Origin of the sequence: Bradyrhizobium zhengyangense, from assembly GCF_022012555.1 — a bacterium.
GTDB lineage: Bacteria > Pseudomonadota > Alphaproteobacteria > Rhizobiales > Xanthobacteraceae > Bradyrhizobium > Bradyrhizobium zhengyangense.
Genome location: NZ_JAKLTZ010000017.1, coordinates 56,317 through 72,289 on the forward strand (window position 1 = coordinate 56,317; position 15,973 = coordinate 72,289).

Here is a 15,973-nt window from a genome sequence, read left to right on the forward strand (position 1 = left end):
CGAAAGGAGCACCCATGGAGATTGATCTCAATTCTGATCTTGGCGAAGGCCTTGGCCGTTGGAGGATGGGAGACGACGAGGCGCTGATGAAGCTGGTCTCATCAGCGAACGTCGCTTGCGGCTTTCACGCGGGCGATGCGGTCATCATGACGCGCATGGTCGAGGCAGCGAAAGAGAACGGCGTAGCTCTCGGCGCACATGTCGGGCTGCCGGACATACTCGGTTTCGGGCGTATCCCGATGAAGATCGATCCGCGTGACATGCAGAAGCATGCGCTTTATCAACTGGGTGCGCTTTCTGCTATCGCGAAGGTCAATGGCTACAAGGTTACCCACGCGGGGACCCATGGCGCCCTGGGCCAGATGGCACAGGAAAACAAGGAATATATCGAGAAGATTCTCGAAGTGTTCGCGGCGTTCGACAGGGATCTGATCATCGCGGCTTCGGTCAAGAGTCACGCAGGCACATTCGCGAAGTCGCTCGGATTGCGGGTGGTAGGCAAGATCTTTGCTGACCGGGCATACGACGACGAGGCTCGCTTGGTTAATCGGCGACATCCGGGCGCACTTATCACCGATCTGACCGAGGTTGCGAGGAGAATGAGCCAGTTCCTCGATGACGGGACTATCACGTCCGTGTCGGGAAAGCGGATCAAGGTCGACGCAAAATGTGTCCTGGTCCATAGCGATACTCCGGGCGCTGTGGAAATCGCGAGAGCCGTAAGGACGGTGGTCGAAGACGGCGGAGGACGTATCGTTCCGCTAACGGAGCTTGCGGCGTAATGTCGGTGCGGTCCATATTGATCGCTAATCGAGGCGAGATAGCGCTCCGGATCATTCGCGCGTGTCGGACGCTGGGGCTGCGAACAATCGCTGTCTGCTCCGAGGCAGATCGAGGGGCGGCTTACCTTGCTCTTGCCGATCGAGCGGTCTGCATCGGCGGCGCGGCGGCAGATACGAGCTATCTGGATATTGGGGCGGTGATGCTCGCAGCAGCCGCCGTTGGTGCCGACGCAATTCACCCCGGATACGGGTTCTTGTCGGAGAACGGAGACTTCGCGGAAGCGGTCGAAGGCGCTGGGCTCATCTTCATTGGTCCGACCTCCGATGTTGTCCGGCTAATGGGGGATAAGATCGCCGCGAAGGCGAAAATGCGCGAGCTCGGCGTGCCTTGCGTTGCGGGAAGTCATGGCGCGCTTCCCGATGATCCGCAGCTCTGCCAAGCGTGTGCGACCGAGGTTGGGTACCCTCTTATCATTAAGGCGGCGGGCGGCGGCGGCGGTCGCGGCATGCGGATCGTACGAGACAGCGCAAGTCTCCACCAAGCGATCGGAGCCACGCGGGAGGAGGCGAGGCGGGCATTTGCCAATCCGACGATCTACCTGGAGAAATTTTTGGAGCACCCGAGGCACGTCGAGATCCAGGTCATCTGCGATGGGGGAGGCGAGGGAGTATGGCTCGGCGCCCGCGACTGCTCGATGCAGCGCCGCCACCAGAAATTAATTGAAGAGGCGCCGCCGCCAGGCGTGCCTGAGGCCAATATCGCCGAACTTGGGGAGCGCTGTGTAGCCGCTTGCCGGGCGATCGGCTATCGCGGCGTAGGCACCTTCGAATTTCTCTACCAGGACGGGATATTCGCTTTCATCGAGATGAATACGCGCATACAGGTCGAACATCCAATAACCGAGGAAACCAGCGGCATCGATATCGTGCGCGAGCAGATTCGGGTGGCATTGGGCGAGCCGCTCGGACTTCGTCAATCCGAGGTCACCTGCAGAGGCCATGCTATTGAGTGCCGGATCAATGCGGAACATCCTTTCGACGGCATTCCTTCTCCTGGTCGTGTTGAGAGCTGGCTGGCTCCGGGCGGACCGGGAATTCGGGTCGATACCCATATCGTGGCAGGTTCGGAAGTCCCTTCACACTACGACTCCTTGATAGCCAAGGTGATCGCTAGGGGCGAGGATCGTTCGGAGTGTATCGAGCGCATGCTTTCGGCCTTGGCAGACCTGCGCGCAGAGGGTATCCGGTTGAACACCGAGCTTCACTCGGTGGTATTGAAGGACGCGTCCTTTCGGGACGCGCGCCTTAGCATCCACTCCTTGGAAGACATCCTTCGACGGCGCGCCTCGTCCGATCGACGGTGAGCGTGATAGGCGACGGCCCGTCGAACCTAATGTGCAATCGAGCACGCATCAAAGGCGGGCAGCCTTGGGCGAATTCGTGCAGTGCGAGATCGCGTCCGATCGAGTCGATGACTTCGGGCTCGGGTCCCAGGAAGATATCAGCTCTCGCGGAACTCGGTCAGACCGAATTCCTTCAAGACGGCCTCGGTATGTTGTCCGAGGGACGGCACCGGGTCCATACGCGGCTGCCAGGACTCACCGCTAATTGGTCGCAAAGATGGCATCGGGCCCGCCGGGGTTTCGATATAAGCCCAGCGCTTGCGGCTGCGCAGTTGCGGATGATCCCACACGGCGGACATGTCATTCACGCGAGCCGTACCGATCCCGGCGGTCTCGAGGCGCGAGATGGCTTCGTTCGACGGCAGCTTGCGGAACGTGTCACAGATGACGGCATCGATCTCAGCTCGCTCTTTCATCCGGCCCGCATTGCCCTTAAAGCGTGCTTCGCTGGCCCACTCGGGCCGTTGTAAGACGATCGTCGTGAACGCGGCCCACTCGCGATCATTTTGAAGTCCGAAAAGTACCATGCCATCAGCAGTTTCGTAGGGCCCATATGGGAAGATCGTGGCATGGCCAGCTCCCGCCCGAGCCGGAGGTTGTGCTCCGTCCATCGCATAGTAAAGCGGATATCCCATCCATTCCACCATGGCCTCCAGCATCGAGACTTCGACATGATCGCCCTGTCCGCTTTTGGCTCGACGCAGCAAGCAGGCCAAAATGCCCTGAAAAGCCATTGTGCCCGCAGCGATGTCAGCAATCGAGATGCCGGCCTTTGCAACGGCGTCCGGCGTGCCGGTCGTTGACAAAAAGCCGGCCTCCGCCTGAATCAGTAGATCGTATGCTTTGCGCTTCTCCCACGGCCCATTCGGACCGTATCCAGATATGTTGCAAGTAATCAGCTGCTTGTATGTGGAGCGCAGCACGCCATCGGCGAGCCCTAGGCGGGCAGCTGCCCCTGGAGCAAGATTTTGCACAAACACGTCTGCGTGCGCGATGAGCCGTTGCACGGCTTCCAACGCTCCCGGCCGTTTCAGGTCGAAGGTGACGCTCTCTTTCGACCGATTGGTCCAGACGAAATGACTGGCAAGACCACGCGCACGCGTATCATAGGCCCGAGCAAAGTCGCCACCATCGGGCCGTTCGATCTTTATGACTCGGGCGCCGAGGTCGGCAAGCTGACGCGTGCAATAGGGAGCCGCGATTGCCTGCTCGATTGCGATGACCAATACCCCGTCCAGTGGCCGCGTCACGACACCTCCGACCTTAGATTGTAGCTTCCGCCTTCATGATAAGCTCGTCCCGATCGTTCGTGGCCCACAGCAGGATTTTTCCGGTTTCGTCCGGCGGACTGCCATTCAGATGAAGTTCGCTGCCGTCGAAAAGCGGCGACACCGCGCGGAAGGAATATGCCTTCACCACCACTGAGGAAGGGAGACTGCGCCTAACGAGATCGATCAGGAGAGTAGCAATGAGCGGACCATGGACGATCAGGCCTGGATAACCTTCCACCGCAAAGACGTACGTTCGGTCATAGTGAATACGATGGCCGTTGAACGTGAGAGCCGAATAGCGAAACAGCATGACGGTATCCGGCACGATGCTGCGATGCCATGGTCCTTTCGGTGCAGTTGATCTCGCTCTGTCGGCGGGCGCTGTGACATCTCGATAGACAATGTCGTGATGGTCCGTCAGAAGTAGATGGCCGTTCTCGTCGTGGACGGCGTGCCCTACCGTGACGAACACCAGAGGGCCGGTCGTACCTTGTTTGGACGTCACGCTTTCGATCGTCGATGTCCGCTTGACATGCATGCCCACGCGCAGCGGGCTCTTAAAGGTGAGCCTGCTGCCCGCCCACATCCGCCGGGGAAGGTCATGGATGGGAGGAAGAAAGCCCCCGCGCTTGGGATGCCCGTCAGGCCCTAATGTCGATTGCCGTTCGTTAGGTAGAAAATACAACCAGTGGGCCAGCGGAGGCAGCGCAACCCCCGTTGAATAGAGCTGGTGGTCGGTTTCGAGGGTCGCATCCAGACGCTCAATCGGACTGGCTGTCACCATGTCTTCCTGGGTTACTGTGCGCCCGATCCATTCCTGGTAGTCGTGTCCGTCAACCATCTAGACCTCTCGTTCTGGTCGAACCTATTGGATATCGCTGGTGGACCAACAGTCGTATTATCCAGCAACAGCATTCGGAGTTGGAGAAAGGCATGCATTTCGATCTGGTGGATCTGCGGCTGCTTGTGCTCGTCGTGGACAGAGGTGGGCTTGCCGCGGCAGCCAGACATGCCAACCTCTCTGTTTCTGCGCTGTCCGAACGCATGAAATCGCTAGAGGAGCGGGCTGGCCTGCAGTTGTTCGAGCGTACGGTCAAAGGGACACGACCGACCTCAGCGGGACTGGAGTTCGCCGGGCACGCCCGCAGCATACTTATGCAGGCAGAGCGGCTGAGCGGGGCGGTCCGATCGTGGAGAAAGCGCGAACGGGGCCTGATACGGATGCGGGCCAATTCGAATGCCATCGCAAGCTTCCTTCCGGATGTCTTGGCGAGCTATCTCGCCCGGCATCCCGACGTGACGGTCGATCTCCAGGAGCAGACGTCGGATCTCATCGCGGTGGCGGTAAGAGCGGGTGAAGCAGACCTCGGAATTGCCGCCGAGAATGCGCAGTTTGAAGGGCTGCGAACGGAGCCATTCGGAGTGGACCGCCTTGTCGTACTGGTTCCTCCGGGGCATTGGCTCGCCGACTACACCTCAATAGGGTTCGCCGAGGTGTTGAACGAGCACTTCATCGGCCTAGATGAGCAGGCATCCATTCAGACATATCTCGCCGATCATGCGCGAAGGCTCGGTCGAGAGCTGGTCATCCGCATACGTTTGCGAGGGTTTGAAAGTGTTTGCCGCATGGTGGCTGCGGGCGCCGGCGTTGCCGTCGTCCCAGTAAGCGTCATCTCTTCTTCGGTGAAGGACGCAGGAGCGCGGGCTGTCGAGTTGTCGGATAACTGGGCCCAACGCAATCTTGTGGTCTGCCTCCCGGTCGATCGTCCCGTATCAGATCTGGTGCAGAGACTAATAGCGGACATAGCGAGGTCTACTAGGTCTCGATTCGCCGAAATCGGCGGAGATGCCGGCCCCCTGCGGACATAATCAGCCAGTGTTCGCCCACCGCGAGGGCGGCTTTCGGCAGAAACGAGTTTACAAAGAGTTCGCCGCGTGCGCTTTAGATCTCGGCCTCGCATGAGGCGTTTCCTCCCTGACTCGCCGAGGCCTTCAAAGGTCTCGGCATTTTCGTGAGATGAGGATGGGCAGAGTGCCGCTCGCCGTTAGCGAAGAATGGTGAGCTTATTATGGGAAAAGCCCTCGGGTCGTTTTCGCTGCCCGCACTCGTTCGACACCTATGGCCATGGCGGCGGTTCGATGAGAGACGTTGTCACGAGCGGCGCGGGTAACCATATCGTTGAATGCGCGATCGAGGATCTGATATTCCCTCCGCATAACCTCTTCTTCTTCCCAGAACAATTGCTGGAGGTCTTGAAGCCACTCGAAATAACTCACGATCACGCCGCCCGAGTTACAGAGAATATCCGGTATGAGGAATATCTCGTTGCGGCGCCTCTCTAGGACCAGATCAGCCTCCGGAGTGGTCGGGCCGTTGGCGCCCTCAGCAAGCACGCGACATCGCAGATCCCGCGCCACGCGATCATCGATCACCCGCTCCATGGCTGCTGGCACAAGGACGTCGCAAGGAAGCTGCAGGAGCTCGGCTGGATCGAGACGGGGCGCTTCGTGATAATCAGACAGACTTCCGTGCCTCGCCGCATGACGGATCAACTGTGTGACGTTGAGGCCTGCACGGTCGTAAAATGCGCCCGTGTGGTCGCCGACACCTACTATCTTGACGCCGCTCCTGCTCAACTCCAGTGCCGCGTACGAGCCGACGTTGCCGAAGCCTTGAACCACCGCGGTCGCCGTCGACCAGTCGATCGACAGATCCTTCAAAACTCGTTTGGCCAGATGGGCGACGCCGCGTCCTGTCGCCTCCCGACGCCCTAAGGTGCCTCCCGCGCCAACAGGCTTGCCGGTTACGATCTCCGTTACGGTACGCCCCTGGTACATGGAATACGTGTCCATGAACCACGCCATCACTTGCTCGTTGGTGCCCATATCGGGAGCCATGACGTCGACGTGCGGACCCACGAACGGAATCATCTCCTGCATATAGCGGCGCGAGAGCGCCTCAAGCTCTCGGTGGGAAATCTTCGCTGGATCGACACGAATACCGCCCTTCGCGCCGCCATAGGGTAGTCCGACCAGTGCGCATTTCCAGCTCATCCAAATCGCGAGGGCGGCGACTTCGCCGATATCAACACTAGCGGCAAAGCGCGTTCCTCCCTTGGTCGGCCCGAGTGTAAGGTGATGCTGGACTCGATAGCCCTCGAATACGGAGATCGACCCGTCATCACAATGGATGGGGCAAGAAACCGAGATGGCGCGCTTGGGAAGAAGCAAGCGGCTGCGTTCGTCGATGGGAATTGCCAGATGATCGGCAATCACGGTGAACTGTCGTGAAGCCATCTCGAAGACGGGCCCACTATAGATGCTCATTTTGGCTCCGATTTATCAATAAGCGACGGCCCGGGAGCAATCGACTAAGCGCCCGCGAGCGGATGGAGGACGCGCGGCTGTCTCGCAGCGCCGGCGATCACGTGAGAACTTGCGGGCGTGCAAGCACGCAGGCCCGAAATAGCAGCGGGATGTCTACTGCAATCGGAGCCACACGCTCTTCGTCTGAAGGAAATCCTTCATCGCGTCGATCCCACTTTCACGCCCCAAGCCGGATGTCTTGTAACCACCAAAGGGAACGGCAGGATCAGTCTTCCGATACATGTTGATCCAGACCGTTCCGGCCTGGAGTCGGGCTGCGACGCGGTGAGCGCGACTTACGTCCTTGGTCCAGAATCCCCCGGCTAAGCCGAAGTTGGTCGCATTAGCCGTGCGGATCGCATCCTCTTCATCCTTGAACGCGATAACAGAAAGAACGGGACCAAAGACTTCCTGCTGGGAAATCGTCATCGTGTTCTTCACATCGGCATAGATCGTCGGTTCGACGAACCATCCCTTGCCGCATTCCGGGGCGTGGGATCGCTTGCCGCCAAGCACTAGCCGCGCGCCCTCCGAGCTGGCTGTGTCAATCATCGAAAGTATCTTGCGGAATTGCTGTTCCGTCGCGACAGGGCCGATGTCGGTCGCTGGATCCAACGGGTCGCCCAGCCGCATGCCGCTTCCACGCCGGACCAGCTTTTCAAGGATCTGTTCAAGCACCGTCTCTTGAACGAGTAGGCGGGAGCCCGCGACACATGTTTGCCCGGTCGAGGAGAAAATACCTCCGACGGCACCGGCTGCCGCAGCATCCAGATCGGCGTCCTCGAAAATGATGTTAGGCGATTTCCCGCCCAGTTCCAGGGCTACCGGTTTGAGGTGGCGAGCGGCGAGCTCGTAGACTTTGCGACCGGCGTCGACACCACCAGTGAAGGAGATCTTGGCGACTAGTGGGTGCTGGACCAGCGCGGGTCCGATCTCGGAGCCGTAGCCGGTAAGAACATTCACGACGCCGGGCGGCACTCCAGCCTCTTCGAGCAGATCCACGAACAACAGTGTCGATGTGGATGTGAATTCTGATGGCTTGACGACCACCGTGTTGCCGGCGGCGAGGGCCGGGGCAATCTTCCAGGAAAGAAGTCTCAACGGCGAATTCCACGGAGTGATCGCGGCGACGACGCCGATCGGCTCGTATCGTGTGTAGTTGAAATAATTCTCCGGATCGACGGGGATAACGGAGCTGTGGACCTTGTCGGCAAGGCCGGCGTAGTAGTGATACCACTGCGCCATCGTCTGCATTTGGGTCCGCATTTCGGAAATAGTCTTTCCGTTGTCGCGGATCTCCCATCGCGCCAGGCTCTCGATGTTCTTCAGCACGAGATCTCCAACCCGGTGAAGAATAACCCCTCGCTGCTTTCCGGTCAGCCGAGGCCAAGGTCCTTCGACGAATGACCTGTGTGCGGAGTCGACTGCGTCGTTCACGTCGGAAGCATCGGCTTGCGGGACAGTCGCCCAGGTCTCTGATGTAAAAGGGTTCTGTGTTTCCAATCGCCGTTGGCTCTTTGACGCGCGCTTTTTTCCTCCGATCACCATCTCGAAGTGCTGCATTCCATCTCCTCCGTTTGAGCGTTCGCAACAAGCAGCTCAATAGATCGAGGTAGCAGCATGGGCAACGACAGCAGCTGTTATGGAAGTATGATCAAAATGAAAGAGGAGGCTTGTCCTGCGCGTAAGCTTCGGGGACTTCGAGTAAATTTGTCGCGACGGCCGTGGTTTGGTGCAGCGCGGGAAGCGACCGGCTGTCGATCTCGCCTTGACGTCTCCGGCTCACTGATCGTAGCAATCACTACGACGTCGTCCCGGTTGCCGGGTTGGTCGGAGATACAAGGAGGATCGTTCATTGTCAGCAGCTGTGCACGCAGAGAGCCGCGTTAAGGCGAAGGAAGCCGCCCGGGCGGGCTGGCAATATGAGTTGTACGACCTGCTCCGACGAAACAACTTCACGCAGTTTGCCTACGTCCCGGATGCCGGCCACACCGTTCTCATCAACGAGTCGCTCGCAGATGCCGAGGTCGAGTCGATCGCGCTTACAACCGAAGAAGAAGGTGTCGCGATGATGGCGGGTGCCGAGTTGGGCGGCGCCCGTGGCGTGCTGCTTATGCAGAGCAGCGGCGCGGGTAATTGCGTCAACCTTCTCTCCCTGATAGCGGGCGGACGCTTCCCTTTCTTGACGCTCCTGAGTATGCGCGGAGATTTCGGCGAGGGTAATCCCTGGCAGATGCCGATGGGGAGGGCCGTCGAGCCGGTCCTGGAAGCGATGTCGGTTCGATGTCTGCGTGTAGACCGGCCTGAGGACGTCGTGCCTGTCGTCTCGGCTGCCATCACGATGGCCTTCCAAGGCGGCGAGGCAGTTGCGGTCCTCCTCACTCAAAAACTCATCGGCGCGAAGGCGTTCTAGGGGGCATGATCATGAAAGCAAATGTTGGCAATCCGGAGTTCGACGAGCGCTACGTCCTTGATCGACGTGAGGCCGTTCCAGCGTTAGTGGGAGGTCACAAGGAGTTCCTGTTCATCGCGGGCTTGGCTGGCACCGCGCGCGATGTGACTTCGCTGGTGAACGATGGTCCGTCCGCCTATGGTCTCGGAGGGGCCATGGGGGCGGCGACGATGATGGGGTTGGGTCTCGCTCTCGCTCGTCCCGATCGTACCGTCATCGCCTTTTGCGGTGACGGAGAGTTGCTGATGAACGTCGGGTCCCTGGCCACCATCGGCGTCCGCAATCCTCCCAACTTGAGAATCGTTTGTGTCGACAACGGTCACTACGGCGAAACCGGCTACCAGCGCAGCCATACGAGTTTGGGCGTAGACCTTGAGAAGATCGCCGTCGGGTCCGGCATCAGGCGCACCCTGACTATCGGTACAGCAGCCGAGCTACCGAAAGGCAGCAAGTTGCTGCGGGAATCTGAAGATGCCGTCTTCATCTTGATGCGGGTCAAGCCCACCGATCCGCCGAAGTTTAAGCGAACTCTGGATCCGGCCGTGTGCCGCGTCCGTTTCAAGGCTGCTTTGGCGGATGCAGCTCGTGCGGGCGGCTGAGTCGAAGAGGCGCGAAGTGCCGACGGCACGCAGCGAAGACGCCGCGCCGTCGGCTACCGGCATCGACGTTCGCGATGTATCGAAGATCTTCGCGCTCGGCGCTTCGGAACAGACCGTGGCGCTCAAGCCGCTTTCCCTCACGATCCGGAAGGGCGAGTTCTTCAGCTTCATCGGACCGTCGGGATGCGGCAAGACAACCTTGCTCCGCATCATCGCCGGCCTCACCACCCCCACGACAGGTGGCGTTTTCATAAATGGCACGCAAGTGACCGGACCGGATTCACGGATCGGTATGGTCTTCCAGAAGTCCACGCTTCTACCCTGGCGAACGGTTCTTCAGAATCTTCTCCTTCCCGTCGAGGTGACGAAATCATGCTCGATGCAAGAGGCGAGATCGCGGGCCGATCGCCTGCTTGAGATGATGGGAATTGCCGCTTTCAAAAATCGCTCGCCAGACGAGTTATCCGGCGGCATGCAACAACGAGCGGCGATAGCTCGGGCGTTGATCACAGATCCCGAAATCCTGGCCATGGACGAGCCCTTCAGCGCGCTCGACGAATTCACGCGTGAGCGCCTGAACGATGAACTGATGGGTCTGCAAAAGAGCGCGCAAAAGACCATCATCTTCGTCACGCACAACATATCCGAAGCGGTCTTTCTGTCTGATCGCATCGGAGTGATGGCCCCAAGACCCGGGCGCTTAGACAGCATCATCGAAGCGCAGGGCTTTCCCGCTGTGAGGGACGCCTCACTCCGGAAGAAGCAAGAATTTTTCCGGGAGGTGGCGAGAGCCCGGGATGCCTTCGATAGGCTTCATTTGTGACTCGGGACCTATCGTTCGATGTTGTAAACGGAGAATGCAAGTGTCCAGCCAGGCCGTGAGAAGCGAATCCGAGATCGGCTCAGTCCCCTCGATCCTAGAGGGGGGCCGAAAATTCGGAGCAGCACTGCTAGCGCTCGGCATTGCGCTGCTGCTTCTCGCTATCTGGCAACTCTCGTCCCAATATCGACTTGTGTCCGCTCTGATCCTCCCGAGCCCAGCTCTGGTAGCGGGCGCGCTCTACGAAGGCGTGGTCGGCGGACGCTTCCTGAACGACATCCTCGTGACATTCAACGAAACCGTACTTGGCTTCCTGTTTGGAACGGTCGTCGCCATCACTCTGGGGGCGACGTTCGCATATTCGGGGCTCCTGCGGCGTGCCGGCTATCCCTACGTCATTGCTGTTCAGACGTTCCCGAAGATCGCTATCGCTCCCTTGCTGATAGCCTGGTTCGGATACGGCATAGGACCGAAGGTCATCATTTCGGCTCTACTCGCCTTCTTTCCGGTATTCACCGCTACACTTGCCGGATTCACTGAAGTGAACTCGGACATGATCGATCTGCTGCGATCGATGAAGGCGACGCGGCTACAAGAACTTCGCAAATTGAGGCTGCCCTTCGCGATGGCTTTCATCGTGCCTTCTCTCGATGTGGCCATCGTGCTGGCTTTGCTCGGAGCAATCGCTGCCGAACTGGTCGGCGGAGCCGCAGGTCTGGGGCAGGTCATTCAACAAAAGTCGTTCACGGGCGACATAGCGGCCGTTTATGCGGTCCTCGCTCTCACGGCCGCAATCGGCATAAGCCTTAGAAGCATCGTCAGGACGGTGACCCGAGCTCTTCAGTCAATGGCGTGGGGCTGATTGCAGGTATGGGCACGCAATGCCTTTCGGCACGATTGAATGGAGGAAGTCCTTGCGTTTAGTAGGTTGTTTGGCGGTTGCAGCCAATCTGTCCGTCTTCGTCTGTGGTGCGACGCAAGCCGAGAGTCTGAAGGAAGTGACCTTCGCATCCTCGGATACAGCATTGAGCATCGGGTCCGCGCCTTACTCATCGCTCCAGCCCACCTTGAAGTTGCCGGAGAAGTACGCGGGGGTGACGGTCAAGTTTCAACCTACCGCTGGCGCGACGGCTGCGGTGCAGGCCGTAAGCAACGGCAATGCATTCTATACTTTGGTGGCGTTAGCGTCCTTCTTGCCGCTCGCCCGTCAAGACCCGAACCTTGTTATCGTCTCGTTCGACCCCGGCAATTCTCTCCGGGTGATTGTGCCCCCCGATAGTCCGGTGAAGGGTCCCTTAGACCTGAAAGGTAAAGTTATTGGAGTCGGTAGTTTTGGCACGGCGGCCTATCCGTATGGCAAGGCTATCCTCAAGGAAGCCGGCCTCGATCCCGACAAGGACGTGACCTTCCTGCCGGTCGGTCTCGGAGCACCAGCGGCGGACGCTTTGAAAAGCGGCAAGATCCAGGCTTTCGCGGGGTTCGATAGCCCGAACGCGGTGATCGGAAATCTCCTCGGCGTGAAGATGAGAGACGTGCCGTCCCCGCTGAACGATCTCGTTGGTATGGTCGGTATGGTTGTCACCCGCAGTGAAATCGAAAAGCATCCGAAGGTGGTCGCAGGCCTGTGCCGTGCGCTCTACGAATCGTTCTTCTTCGCCGAAGGAAACATCGAAGGGACCGTGCGCAATCACTTTAAGGTCTATCCTGGCCAGCTCCCATCGAACAAACCACTTGATGAAGCGGTCCGGGAAGGCGAGGTCATCCTGAGAGCCAAGCTCGACGTCGTGAACCACAGAGGAGCCGGTGGCATCATCGGCTACCAGGAACTGCCGACCGTTCAGCACACCGTCGACAAGCTGTACGAGAACGGAATCCTTCCGGAGCGGATGGAAATATCAAAGTACGCGGACCAACGGTTCAAGAACGATTGTGGCGGTTTCGATCCCGCTGAGCTCCGGGCGCAGGCCCGCGCTTGGAAACCGCAATAGAGGAAATCGACAACTGGACACCGAGAGAGGAGAATATTCAATGACGGTCATCGAGCATCTTGCAAAGTGGGGGTCCGAAGCGCCCTTCGAACATTCAAGGGCAGCGCGAGACGTCGCTCGGCACGCTGTTGAAGACGTAATTGCCTGCATCATAGCGGGATCCAACGATCTCGGCGCCTCTAACGTCCGCAAGATGGTGTACGCCTCCGATAGTGCCGGTCCTGGCACGGTCGTCGGAGAGGAGAAGGCCGTGTTGCCGCAGCTGGCGGCGCTCGCAAATGGAACGGCCGGCCATGCATTGGACTATGACGATACGTTCCTTCCGGGCGTCAATCACGCCAGTTCGGTTCTCGTCTCGGCCCTCATGGCGCTTGGCGAGCAAGCGGGATCCTCGGGCGCCGAATTAATCGATGCCTATTTGGTCGGTCTAGAGCTCCAATTCGCGGTCGGCAGCGGTGTGATGCGTAGCCACTACGATTTTGGTTGGCACTCCACTTCGACGATCGGGTGCATCGGAGCCGCCGGCGCCTGCGCGCGGCTTCTCAAGCTGGATGCCAGGCGCTTCGCGCATGCGCTCAGCCTCGGGACGAGTATGGCGTCTGGGTGCAAGGTCCAGTTTGGCAGCATGGCAAAGCCTCTGCACGCCGGGCTTGCCGCTCAGCACGCCATCGAGGCGGCCCAATTGGCCGCGGCCGGCGTCGAGGGACGGCTGAATGCGCTTGAAGGAGGGATGGGCTTTCTCGAATTGTTCGGCGGCAAAGGACCGGCTGGCTGGGGAAAAAACATCGAGAAACTGGGCGCGCCGATGACGGCGGAGTCTCGCGGTCTCATGTTCAAACGCTATCCGTGTTGCGCCTCGACGCACCGGGTTCTAGACGCGTTCTTCGAGCTAAGGGCGCAAGAGAAGTTCGAGGCCGACGAGGTCGAAAGCATCAACACGCTAATTGGATACGGTAACTCGCGAAATCTGATGTACACAAATCCAGTCTCCGAAATGGAGGCTAGATTCTCTATGCAATATTGCATGGCCGTGGCTCTTGTCGACGGTGCTCCGAAGCTCAGTCACTTCACGCCGCAATCCGTCAAGCAGGAAAAATACCGTCGACTTTTCGGACTGACAACCGTCAGTTGCTACGATCCTGCGGAGGAGCAGAAGAACGTCGACCTAATGCGTCCTCATGTCATTACCGTCAAGTTGAAGAATGGCCGGTCGCTGGAACGGTCGCGGGATCTTCCGGTCGGTACCCTCAAATACCCGTTTAGCCTCGACGACCGCAAAGCAAAATTCGACGATTGCTGCAAATCTAGATTGGACAAGGTATCCTCCGATAGGCTCTTCGAGGCCATCAACAATATCGAGAGCGAAGGGCATCTGTCCCGGTTCACCGGTTTGCTGCGATTCGGAGCAAAGGCAAACCACGCTTTCCGCACTTCGAGCTTCGCGTGAGTGCGGCCGGAAGACCACGCATCCGGCCTCACGTGATCCATTCAGCGCAGAACGACTGCGACCGGAAAAAAATATGTCGTCGAAGCCACTTCCCCTGGATCAGGTTAGCGTAGTCGAATTCTGCTCGACGGCAGCGGGGCCTTTCGCGTCCATGCTGCTCTCGGATATGGGAGCGAGCGTCATCAAGGTCGAACCGCCAAATGGAGATGGCTTACGCCAATGGCCGCCGTTGACAGAAGGATTTAGCGAGAACTTTGCCTCACTCAATCGCAACAAGAAATCGATCGTCCTGGATCTCAAGAATGATGAGGACAATGACATTGCGCGGCGGCTTGTGCTCGATGCCGACGTGCTGATCGAGAACAATCGTCCCGGCGTGATGGAGCGCTTGGGGCTCGGTTATCCGCAATTCGCCGCGGAGAGGCCGGATCTTATCTACTGCTCGATATCCGCATATGGTCAAACCGGACCTCGAGCCGACGAAGGTGGGTTTGATCTCACCATTCAGGCCGCTGCTGGCGTGATGAGCGTAACGGGCGAAAGCGATGGAGCGCCGGTCAAATGCGGAGTTCCGATCTCGGATTTTGCGTCGGGTCTATACGCCGCTTTTGCCGTGACCTCCGCTCTGGTGCGGGTTCGGGCGGGGGGCAACGGCGCTCACATAGACGTTCCGATGTTTGGCTGCACGTTGGGTATAGCCGCGTTACAGACAAGTGAATTTTTCGGGACTGGTCTGCTCCCCCGCAGATTGGGATCCGCCCACCCGCGTAATGCGCCCTACCAGGCTTATCGAGCGGCGGACGGCTTCTTCGCGATTGCGGCTGGCAACGACGGACTGTGGCGCGAGGTCTGTCGTGTCGTCGGACGCGACTATCTCGTCACCGATGGGCGTTTCCTTACCACCGCTGACAGGGCTTCGAACCAGCACTCCCTCAAGGAGCTGCTGGAGGCCGTATTCGAAACCCAGCCGGTCGATTACTGGATCGGAGCCTTCGCGAAGGCTCGTGTGCCTCATGCAAGGATTAATAGCTACGACGCGGCCCTTGGAGATCCTCAGACGCGCCACATGGGATGGATCAAAGAACTCCAGTTGCCGGGTGGACGAACGACGCAGACTTTCGCATCGCCCCTGAAGTTCGGCGGCGAAAGCTTTGAAATCCGGAGCCGACCGCCCCTGCTGGGTGAACATACAAAGGAGTTCCGTGACGCCTACAGCCGCAGGCAGCCGGACCTCAACCGAGTTTCAACAAGGTCGGAGGACTGAGGTGAGCCAAAAGCTGCTTGCATTTGTGGCCGAGGTGACACGCTGTGTCGAAAACGTTCAGGACGAAGTCATAGTCGTTTCGCGCGTCAGGAAGGCGATGAGCGAGCTTGTGTCAACGGATGACTGGTTGCCTGAGACGATGGCGCTGTCCGATCCCAAATTCTATCAGCAACATCTGCTATATGGAGACCCTCTTGATCGCTTTTCGGTCGTGAGCTTCGTTTGGGGACCGGGCCAGCAGACGCCGGTCCATGACCATTCCGTGTGGGGTGTCATCGGCATGTTGCGAGGATCCGAGATCAACCAGAGGTACGGCCGGACGGCCTATGGGATGGACCCGATCGGTGGTTCCGAGCGACTGGAGCCAGGCGACGTGGAAATCGTGTCGGAAGCGGTTGGCGACATTCATCAAGTGCGAAATGCGTTCGATGACCGCGTGTCCATTAGTATCCACTGCTACGGTGGGAATATCGGGAGAATCCGACGTCATGTCTTCAAAGATCTCGGTGAGACCCAAGAGTTTGTCTCGGGTTATTCCAATGCTCTCACTCCCAACCTCTGGGCGCCAGCGCAGTGAGTGG

At 59.0% G+C, this 15,973-nt stretch carries 15 protein-coding genes; 11 read left to right on the forward strand and 4 right to left on the reverse strand.

Annotated elements, in window-relative coordinates; translation table 11 throughout:
* Positions 1-14: 14 nt before the first annotated feature.
* Together L6639_RS36090 and L6639_RS36095 are read left to right on the forward strand one after the other, a co-directional pair.
* Positions 15-782: a LamB/YcsF family protein gene (locus L6639_RS36090; RefSeq protein ID WP_128929668.1), complete on the forward strand. Its 768-nt coding sequence runs from the start codon at positions 15-17 to the stop codon at positions 780-782.
* Positions 782-2,146 (forward strand): acetyl-CoA carboxylase biotin carboxylase subunit, encoded by a 1,365-nt coding sequence (locus L6639_RS36095; RefSeq protein ID WP_128929667.1) that lies wholly within the window; start codon positions 782-784, stop codon positions 2,144-2,146. The genes L6639_RS36090 and L6639_RS36095 overlap by 1 nt, the downstream gene beginning before the upstream one ends.
* Positions 2,147-2,283: 137 nt before the next feature.
* Here L6639_RS36095 and L6639_RS36100 read toward each other — a convergent pair whose 3' ends face one another.
* Together L6639_RS36100 and L6639_RS36105 are read right to left on the reverse strand one after the other, a co-directional pair.
* Positions 2,284-3,435 (reverse strand): CaiB/BaiF CoA transferase family protein, encoded by a 1,152-nt coding sequence (locus L6639_RS36100; protein WP_128929666.1) that lies wholly within the window; start codon positions 3,433-3,435, stop codon positions 2,284-2,286.
* Between the two features lie 13 nt (positions 3,436-3,448).
* Complete coding sequence (locus tag L6639_RS36105) at positions 3,449-4,297, reverse strand: HTD2 family dehydratase (RefSeq protein ID WP_128929665.1); 849 nt, start codon at positions 4,295-4,297, stop codon at positions 3,449-3,451.
* A 92-nt stretch (positions 4,298-4,389) separates the two neighbouring features.
* Between L6639_RS36105 and L6639_RS36110 the strand changes: the two genes are divergently transcribed.
* Positions 4,390-5,325 (forward strand): LysR substrate-binding domain-containing protein, encoded by a 936-nt coding sequence (locus tag L6639_RS36110; RefSeq protein ID WP_128929664.1) that lies wholly within the window; start codon positions 4,390-4,392, stop codon positions 5,323-5,325.
* 198 nt (positions 5,326-5,523) lie between these two features.
* On the opposite strand, the gene L6639_RS36115 is transcribed toward L6639_RS36110, so the two are convergent.
* Together L6639_RS36115 and L6639_RS36120 are read right to left on the reverse strand one after the other, a co-directional pair.
* Positions 5,524-6,783, reverse strand: a complete 1,260-nt coding sequence (locus L6639_RS36115) for a Glu/Leu/Phe/Val family dehydrogenase (protein ID WP_128929663.1) — start codon at positions 6,781-6,783, stop codon at positions 5,524-5,526.
* A 153-nt stretch (positions 6,784-6,936) separates the two neighbouring features.
* Entirely contained in the window at positions 6,937-8,385 is a 1,449-nt protein-coding gene (locus L6639_RS36120; protein WP_128929662.1) for an aldehyde dehydrogenase, read from the reverse strand.
* A 292-nt stretch (positions 8,386-8,677) separates the two neighbouring features.
* Between L6639_RS36120 and L6639_RS36125 the strand changes: the two genes are divergently transcribed.
* The 8 genes from L6639_RS36125 (at position 8,678) to L6639_RS36160 (ending at position 15,969) form a co-directional block, all read left to right on the forward strand.
* On the forward strand, positions 8,678-9,235 hold the full coding sequence (locus L6639_RS36125; protein WP_232995587.1) for a phosphonopyruvate decarboxylase: 558 nt from the start codon (positions 8,678-8,680) through the stop codon (positions 9,233-9,235).
* A 5-nt stretch (positions 9,236-9,240) separates the two neighbouring features.
* Entirely contained in the window at positions 9,241-9,873 is a 633-nt protein-coding gene (locus L6639_RS36130) for a thiamine pyrophosphate-dependent enzyme (RefSeq protein WP_206733166.1), read from the forward strand.
* Between the two features lie 16 nt (positions 9,874-9,889).
* Positions 9,890-10,696, forward strand: a complete 807-nt coding sequence (locus L6639_RS36135) for an ABC transporter ATP-binding protein (RefSeq protein WP_164933835.1) — start codon at positions 9,890-9,892, stop codon at positions 10,694-10,696.
* Between the two features lie 40 nt (positions 10,697-10,736).
* Entirely contained in the window at positions 10,737-11,555 is an 819-nt protein-coding gene (locus L6639_RS36140) for an ABC transporter permease (RefSeq protein ID WP_164933836.1), read from the forward strand.
* Positions 11,556-11,574: 19 nt separating this feature from the next.
* Entirely contained in the window at positions 11,575-12,681 is a 1,107-nt protein-coding gene (locus L6639_RS36145) for an ABC transporter substrate-binding protein (protein WP_128929659.1), read from the forward strand.
* A 40-nt stretch (positions 12,682-12,721) separates the two neighbouring features.
* A complete protein-coding gene (locus L6639_RS36150; RefSeq protein ID WP_128929658.1) occupies positions 12,722-14,128 on the forward strand; it encodes an MmgE/PrpD family protein in 1,407 nt (468 codons plus the stop codon).
* Positions 14,129-14,201: 73 nt separating this feature from the next.
* Positions 14,202-15,392, forward strand: a complete 1,191-nt coding sequence (locus L6639_RS36155; protein ID WP_128929657.1) for a CaiB/BaiF CoA transferase family protein — start codon at positions 14,202-14,204, stop codon at positions 15,390-15,392.
* A 1-nt stretch (position 15,393) separates the two neighbouring features.
* Positions 15,394-15,969, forward strand: a complete 576-nt coding sequence (locus L6639_RS36160) for a cysteine dioxygenase family protein (RefSeq protein ID WP_164933837.1) — start codon at positions 15,394-15,396, stop codon at positions 15,967-15,969.
* The last annotated feature ends 4 nt before the right edge of the window (positions 15,970-15,973 follow it).